The sequence below is a fragment of the Aquabacterium sp. genome (assembly GCF_035476535.1).
In the GTDB taxonomy this organism is placed as follows: domain Bacteria; phylum Pseudomonadota; class Gammaproteobacteria; order Burkholderiales; family Burkholderiaceae_C; genus Pseudaquabacterium.
Genome location: NZ_DATILJ010000335.1, coordinates 20,570 through 27,218 on the forward strand (window position 1 = coordinate 20,570; position 6,649 = coordinate 27,218).

7 protein-coding genes are annotated in these 6,649 nt (G+C 70.6%); 1 reads left to right on the forward strand and 6 read right to left on the reverse strand.

Features of this window, described 5'->3' with window-relative positions; all coding sequences use genetic code 11:
- Positions 1-56: 56 nt before the first annotated feature.
- From VLK61_RS32065 to VLK61_RS32075, 3 genes are all read right to left on the reverse strand, one after another.
- Positions 57-1,058: a Bug family tripartite tricarboxylate transporter substrate binding protein gene (locus VLK61_RS32065; protein WP_325427807.1), complete on the reverse strand. Its 1,002-nt coding sequence runs from the start codon at positions 1,056-1,058 to the stop codon at positions 57-59.
- A gap of 109 nt (positions 1,059-1,167) precedes the next feature.
- Positions 1,168-2,568, reverse strand: coding sequence for a sensor histidine kinase (locus tag VLK61_RS32070; RefSeq protein WP_325427809.1), 1,401 nt, complete (start codon positions 2,566-2,568; stop codon positions 1,168-1,170).
- Complete coding sequence (locus VLK61_RS32075; protein WP_325427811.1) at positions 2,565-3,233, reverse strand: response regulator; 669 nt, start codon at positions 3,231-3,233, stop codon at positions 2,565-2,567. The genes VLK61_RS32070 and VLK61_RS32075 overlap by 4 nt, the downstream gene beginning before the upstream one ends.
- A gap of 90 nt (positions 3,234-3,323) precedes the next feature.
- Between VLK61_RS32075 and VLK61_RS32080 the strand changes: the two genes are divergently transcribed.
- Complete coding sequence (locus tag VLK61_RS32080) at positions 3,324-3,965, forward strand: class I SAM-dependent methyltransferase (protein WP_325427813.1); 642 nt, start codon at positions 3,324-3,326, stop codon at positions 3,963-3,965.
- Positions 3,966-3,989: 24 nt separating this feature from the next.
- Here the strand turns inward: VLK61_RS32080 and VLK61_RS32085 are convergent, their stop codons facing one another.
- The 3 genes from VLK61_RS32085 to VLK61_RS32095 all read right to left on the reverse strand — a co-directional run.
- On the reverse strand, positions 3,990-4,658 hold the full coding sequence (locus tag VLK61_RS32085; RefSeq protein ID WP_325427815.1) for a response regulator transcription factor: 669 nt from the start codon (positions 4,656-4,658) through the stop codon (positions 3,990-3,992).
- A gap of 33 nt (positions 4,659-4,691) precedes the next feature.
- Positions 4,692-5,867, reverse strand: coding sequence for an alpha/beta fold hydrolase (locus VLK61_RS32090; RefSeq protein WP_325427817.1), 1,176 nt, complete (start codon positions 5,865-5,867; stop codon positions 4,692-4,694).
- A partial coding sequence (locus VLK61_RS32095; protein ID WP_325427819.1) for a sensor histidine kinase occupies positions 5,864-6,649 on the reverse strand: 786 nt, incomplete at its 5' end. The genes VLK61_RS32095 and VLK61_RS32090, both read right to left, overlap by 4 nt.

The following is a 6,649-nucleotide window of genomic DNA, read 5'->3' on the forward strand; positions in this document are numbered from 1 at the left end:
GGTGGCTCTCGGTCGGTTGATCGTCGGATGGCGGTCGGGTGGGGGGTCGGGTGGGGTCACGGGGGCACACGCAGTCCGAACTCGGTGACGAGTCGGCGGTAGTCCTGTACCTGACGCAGAACATGAGCGTCCAGCGCGGCGCCGGTCAGTGCCAGCGGCAGCAGGCCATGCGCGCTGCGCAGCGCATCGTAGGCCGGGCTGGCCAGCAGTTGCCGGAAAGTGTCGCGCCAGACGCCGAAGTCCGCGTCGCTCACTTTCGGGCCCATGTAGAAGCCGCGCATGATGGGCCACTGCAGGTCGAAGCCCTGCTCCCGGGCCGTCGGCACGCCGGCCAGCACGCCGGGCAGGCGCTGGTCCGACATCACCGCCAGCATGCGCAGCGTCGCGCCGCCGGCCGTGTGCGCCATCGATTCCGCCACATCGCCCATCAGCACGTGGATGTGGCCACCCTGCAGCGCGGCGATCGCTTCGCCACCGCCCTCGAACGCGACGAAGCGCATCGCCTTGTGGTTGACCCCCGCGGCCCGGACAGTCAGCGCGGCTTTCAGCCAGTCCTGGCTGCCCACCGTGCCACCGGCGCCGAAGACCACCTTGTTCGGGTCGGCCCGGAGCGCGGCCATCAGGTCCTTCAGCGATTTGAAGCGCGAGCTGTCGGCCACCATCACGGCACCGAAATCGGCGCCGACCGCCGCCAGCCAGCGCACATCGGTCTCGCGGTAGCGGCCGAACTTGCCCTGAGCCAGGTTCAGCAGCGAGCCGCTGGAAAAAGCCACGATGGTGTTCGCTTCCGCCGGGCGCTGGGCCACCACCGTGTTGAAGGCCACCGCGCCGATGCCGCCGGGCATGTAGCTCACGCGCATCGGCTCGGCGGCGTGCTTGCCGGCCATCACTGTGGCCTGGGTCAGCGCGGCCTGCGCCAGCTTGCAGCTGAGGTCGAAACCGCCGCCCGGCTTGGCGCCGACGATGCACTCGGCCTTGTCCAGCGGGCCGGCCGCAGCGGCCATGACACACAGGCCCAGCGCCAGGCTCAGGCTCACCCAGCGGGCACCGGGTTTCATGGCACCGGGTTTCATGGCAATGGGCGCGCTGACATGGGCCCGACTCTATCGATCCGCGGCTTTCAGGCGGCTTTCAGTGCCTGGCCGAAAACCTGCGGACAAACCCCGATCAAGGCGCCAGCGGCAGTTCCAGCGTCGCGACCAGGCCGGTGCCCTCGGCCCCATTCACCACCTGCAGTTCGCCGCCATGCCGCCGCGCAATCGAGCGGGCGATCGCCAGGCCCAGCCCCGAGCCCGGCAGTGCTACGCCAGCGCCGCGAAAGAAGCGCTCGCCGGCGCGCTGCAGCGCCTCGGCGGCCAGGCCGGGGCCGTTGTCGAGCACCTCGATGACGGCCTGGCCGGCAGCGCGGCCGACGCGCACCGTGACCTTGCTGCCGCCGGGTGTGTAGCGGATGGCGTTGTGGATCAGGTTCGACAAAGCCTCCTGCAGCAACGCGGCGTGCACGGACAGCGTCAGCGCGGGCTCGCCGGGCTCGAAACCCAGGTCGATGTCGCGGCCGCGGGCGGCCGGCCAGCAGGCGCGCGTGACGGCCTCGGCCAGCGCCACGACATCCACCGGCTCCCGGCTCAAGGCCGCTGTGTCGGCGCGCGCCAGCGTCAACATCTGGTTGGTCTGGCGCACGGTCTCGTCGAGCTGCGCCTTGATGGCCAGCAGCGCATCGTGCATGCGCTGCGGGTCCGGCTCACGCAAGGCGAAGCCGACCTGCGTGGCCAAGGTGGTCAGCGGCGTGCGCAGCTGATGCGAGGCATCGTCGACGAAACGGCGCTGCGCCTCGGTCAGATCGCGGTTGCGGGCAATGTGGTGGTTGATCGCGTCGACCAGCGGGCGCACATCGGCCGGCACGCGCGTGGTGGCGACCGGCGACAGGTCCTCGGGTGCCCGTTGGCTGACTTCGTCGCGCAGGCCGGCGAGCGGGCGCAGGGCCCAGCCGACGGCCCCGGCCAGCAGCGCCGCGGCGAAGGCGATGAGGGCCCCATCGCGCTGCACGGCCTGCACGATCAGCCGGCGGGTGAAGGCTTCGCGCGAGCCCAGGTCTTCGGCCACCTGGATCACCACGCGCTGCCCTGCCGCGGCGCCGCCGATCGGGCGGCCCAGCACGCGCGCATACGAGCCCACGCGCACCGGCACGCCGAAGTAGACCGCATCGCTGAACTGCGGCTGGGCGCTGATCAGCGCACGCTGCGGTGCCGGCAGGTCGGCGCTGCCGATTTCCACCAGGCCGTCTTCGGTGGCGACGCGGTAGTAGACCTGCCCGTTGGCCGTCAGCTCGAAGAACTCCAGCAGCCGGTAGGGCAGCTCCACCGCCAGGCCGCCGCTGTCGGTGGAGATGTTGGCGTCGATCGACTTGATCGCGCCCAGCAGCGAACGATCGTAGGCCGCATTGGCGGCATCCGCCGCAGTGCGCCAGGTCAGCCAGATCTCCGCGGCCGCCACCAGCAGCATGCCCGGCAGCAGCGTGGCCAGCAGCGTTCGGCGCAGGCTCAGGCGATGCAGCGCATCGAGCTTCATGGCGGGCTTTCGAGCACATAGCCCAGGCCACGCAGCGTGACGATGCGCACCGGGCTGGCTTCCAGGCGCTTGCGCAGGCGATGCACCAGCACTTCGATGGCTTCGGGCTGCACATCGGACTCGTCGGAAAACACCTGCTCGACGATCTGGCGCTTGGACAAGGGCTCGCCGCAACGCTGGATCAGCGTGCGCAACACCGCATGCTCGCGCGGCGTGAGCGCCAGCGGCTCGTGCCCGAGCAGGAAGCGCTTGCTCGCCGTGTCGTAGCTCAGCGGACCACAGGCGAAGCGCGCCGGGTCGCCGCCGCGCGAGCGACGGATCAGCGCCAGCAGCCTGGCCTCCAACTCGGCCAGCTCGAAGGGTTTGGCCAGGAAGTCGTCGGCGCCTTCGCGCAGCGTCGAGACCCGCTCGATCAGCGAATCGCGCGCGGTGAGCACCAGCACCGGCAGGCGCTCGCCGGCCTCGCGCAGATCGGCCAGCACCTCGTGGCCGCCCAGCCCGGGCAGCCCCAGGTCGAGAATCAGCGCGTCGTAGCGCGTCTCCTTCAGGCAGCGGCGCACCAGCCGGCCGTCGGCCACCCAGTCGACGAGAAACTCGCTCTGTTCCAGCGCGCGGGTCAGCCAGTTTCCCAGTTCGGCGTCGTCTTCCGCGAGCAGCAGGCGCATGGTTTTGTCTCGAGCCGCGATTGTCGCTCTTGCGGCGCGGGCAAGGCCGGTCGCCGGTTGCACGCGGCAGGCGCCGTGACATGATCGGCCATGCCCTCGATACCCGATGACCTGTCGCAGATGACCGCCCGCACGCTGGCCCACTACGACGAGCGCGCCCAGGCCTTCTGGGAGGGCACGCGCGATCACGACGTGAGCCAGAACATCGACGCGCTGCTGCAGGCCATCGAAGCGCCGGCGCCGTTCGAGCTGCTGGACCTGGGCTGCGGGCCGGGGCGCGATTTGATGACCTTCAAAGCGCTCGGCCATCACCCCTGCGGGCTCGAAGGCTCGCCGCAGCTGGCGGCGATGGCGCGCGCCCACAGCGGCTGCGTGGTGCTGGAGCAGAACCTGCTGGCGCTGGACCTGCCGGACGCGCGCTTCGACGGCGTGTTCGCCAACGCCGTGCTGTTCCACGTGCCGAGTGTGGCGCTGCCGCGCGTGCTGCAGCAGCTGCACGCCACGTTGAAGCCTGGCGGCGTGCTGTTCAGCTCCAACCCGCGCGGCAACGGCCAGGAGGGCTGGAGCGGCGAGCGCTACGGCGCCTACCACGATTGGGAGACCTGGCAGGCCTATCTCGTTGCGGCCGGCTTCCAGGCCTTGTCGCACTACTACCGGCCGGCGGGCCTGCCCTTCGAGCAGCAGCCCTGGCTGGCCAGCGTGTGGCGCAAGAAGGCCGCGCCGCGGCCCTGAACGCAAAAGGGCCGCGCCGCGGCCCTAACGAACCGGCAGCACGTCGATCACATAGCCGACGCCGCGCACGGTGCGGATGTAGCCCTCGCCGATCTTGCGGCGCAAGTTGGAGATGTGCACATCCAGCACGTTGCTCTCGTTGGCCAGCCCGCCGGGCAGCACCTGTTCTTCCAGGCTGCGGCGCGTGAGCACCCGGTCGGCGCGTTTGAGTAGGGTCGTCAGCAGCTGGTACTCGCTGGGCGACAGGCTGACGATCCTGCCGTCGACGCTGACGCACTGCGTGGGCTCGTGCAGCCGCAGCCCGCGCAGCTCGATGGTCCCGGCGTTGAAGCCGGCGCTGCGCCGGGCCAGCGCTCGCATGCGCGACACCAGTTCGGCCAGCGCGAAGGGCTTGACCAGGTAGTCGTCGGCGCCGCCATCCAGACCGCGCAGGCGGTCCTGCAGCCCATCGCGCGCGGTCAGGATCAGCACCGGCAGGCGCTGTCCGTCGAGCCGCAACTGGCTCAGCAGCGTCAAGCCGTCGCCATCGGGCAAGCCCAGGTCCAGCAGCAGCAGGTCGAAGCCGCCTGTCGCGATGGCCCGCGCGGCATCTGCCAGCCGCCGCACCCACACCACACTGAAGCCCTGGTCGCCGAGCGCCATGCGCACGCCGTTGCCCAGGTCCAGGTCGTCTTCGACGAGCAGCACGTTCATGACGACATGCGATGGCGGTTGGGATCGGCGGAATCAGCTTGCGGCCAGAAAGCCGAGCACCGCGCGGTTCACTTCAGCGGCCTTGACCAGCGTCAGATCATGCCCTGCACCGGCGATCAGCCGGGTCGTGATGCGCGGTGCGACGGTCTTCAGCCGTTCGATGGCCTGCAAAGGCGGGCAGATCTTTTCGTTCTCACCGACCAGATACAGCGCGGGCACGGCCAGGCGTTTCAGCTCTTCGTCGCTCAGGACCGTCGGCGGCAGCATCGCAGGCGGCGTGACGCAGCGCAGCGTGGTCCAGGCCTCGGTGACGATGTCGTCGAAGTTCGGGCGCTCCGTGGCCGGCCGTTGCGCCAGGTCGTGCAGTAGCCAGCGCAAGAAGCTCCGCGTGACATAGCGCAGCGGAATCGCGCAGGCCACTGCCCGTGCCATCCATTCAAAAGCCAGCGGCAGCACCGTGCCGGCCGGCGCCACCAGCACCAGCTTGCGCAGCCGCTGCGGATGCGCCAGCGCGTACTGCGCGGCCAGCCAGCCGCCATAGGACAGGCCGAGCAGGTTCACGCCCTGGGCCAGGCCCAGCCCGTCGAACAGGCCGTCGAGCCACGCCAGGTGATCGCCCAGGCTCGCCAGCGGCCGCGTGGCGATGCTGCGGCCGCCGTCTTGAATGTGGTCCACGGCGTACACACGGTGGTGGCGGGCAAGCGCCGCGACATTGGGCATCCAGGCCAGCGAATTGCTGCTGATGCCGTGCAGCAGCACCAGCGGCGGCGCGTCGGCCGGGCCGCTGATGCGCACGAAGGTCTCGCCGTAGGCGCCGTGCACGCGGATCGTCTCGCTGGGCACCGGCCAGCCGCGTGCGCGCGTGTCGTACAGCGCCAGATAGCGTGCCTTCGCTTCATCGGAACGGAAGGGGTGACAGGCCGGCAAGCCGGCCCGGGCCAGCGCGTCGGCGGTGTCGGTCGACGATGCGGCTGCGGCAGGCGCTTCGGTTTCGTTGCCGGCCGCGAATGCGTTGAAGCCGAATCGGGGCGGGTCGGCCGGTTTGACCCTCTGGTACGTGACCGGCAGGTTCGGCTTGGGCCGCAGATCCGGGGCCGGCGAGATCATCGAGAAGACCGTCAGAAACACGGCAGCCAGGGTCTGGCGCCGAGCGGCCTGGCGCAGCTTCTTCGCCCTGTCGTCGGACTTGCTGATGTGGCGCTGCTTCATGACAAGGGCCGCGTGGGATGCGGCAGACCGGCGCTGGTGCTGCCGTCGACCGCCAGCGGCAGCGCCACCACCACCCGCAGACCCTGACCCGCCGCGCCGCTGGCGAGCGACACCGTGCCGTGGTGCCGCTGAACGGCTGCCTTCACGATCGCCAGCCCCAGCCCGCTGCCGGTTTGCGTCTGCCCCGCGCCGCGGTAGAAGCGGTCGAAGACGCGTGAGCGCACGTCGGGCGGGATGCCCGGCCCTTGGTCCGTCACGCTCAGCACGGCCTGCCCGTCCTGGGACGCGATGCCGACGAGCACGCTGCCGTCGGGTGGCGAGTACTTGATCGCGTTCTCGACCAGGCTGTCGATCATCGAGGCCAGGCTCTCCGGGTCACCCCACACGGTGACCGGCCCCGCCGCGTCGAGCTGCAACGCGATGCCGCGCGGCCGGGCCAGCGCGGAAAGCGTGGCCAGGCACTCTTCGACCAGCGGATTCAGCGCCACCGGCTGCGACACCGCGGCGCCATCGACCGCCTCGGCGCGCGTGAGTTGCAGCAACTGGCCCACCAGCCGCGCGGCGCGCTCGCAGCTCTGCACCATGGCGTCCAGTTGTTCGCCGGAGCGTGCGTCGGTCAGCCGATCCTGCAACGCATCGACATGGATGCGCAGGGCCGCCAGCGGCGTGCGCAGTTCGTGCGCCGCATCGGCAATGAAGCTGCGCTCGCGCTGCACGCTGTCGCGCACGCGCGCCAGCAAGGCGTTGACCGACTGCACCATCGGCCGCAACTCCTGCTGCCG

Bases quoted from the DNA above. Each gene is read 5' to 3' on its own strand.
- VLK61_RS32065 (WP_325427807.1), bottom strand. From the start codon at position 1,058: ATGAAACCCGGTGCCCGCTGGGTGAGCCTGAGCCTGGCGCTGGGCCTG.
- VLK61_RS32070 (WP_325427809.1), bottom strand. From the start codon at position 2,568: ATGAAGCTCGATGCGCTGCATCGCCTGAGCCTGCGCCGAACGCTGCTG.
- VLK61_RS32075 (WP_325427811.1), bottom strand. From the start codon at position 3,233: ATGCGCCTGCTGCTCGCGGAAGACGACGCCGAACTGGGAAACTGGCTG.
- VLK61_RS32080 (WP_325427813.1), top strand. From the start codon at position 3,324: ATGCCCTCGATACCCGATGACCTGTCGCAGATGACCGCCCGCACGCTG.
- VLK61_RS32085 (WP_325427815.1), bottom strand. From the start codon at position 4,658: ATGAACGTGCTGCTCGTCGAAGACGACCTGGACCTGGGCAACGGCGTG.
- VLK61_RS32090 (WP_325427817.1), bottom strand. From the start codon at position 5,867: ATGAAGCAGCGCCACATCAGCAAGTCCGACGACAGGGCGAAGAAGCTG.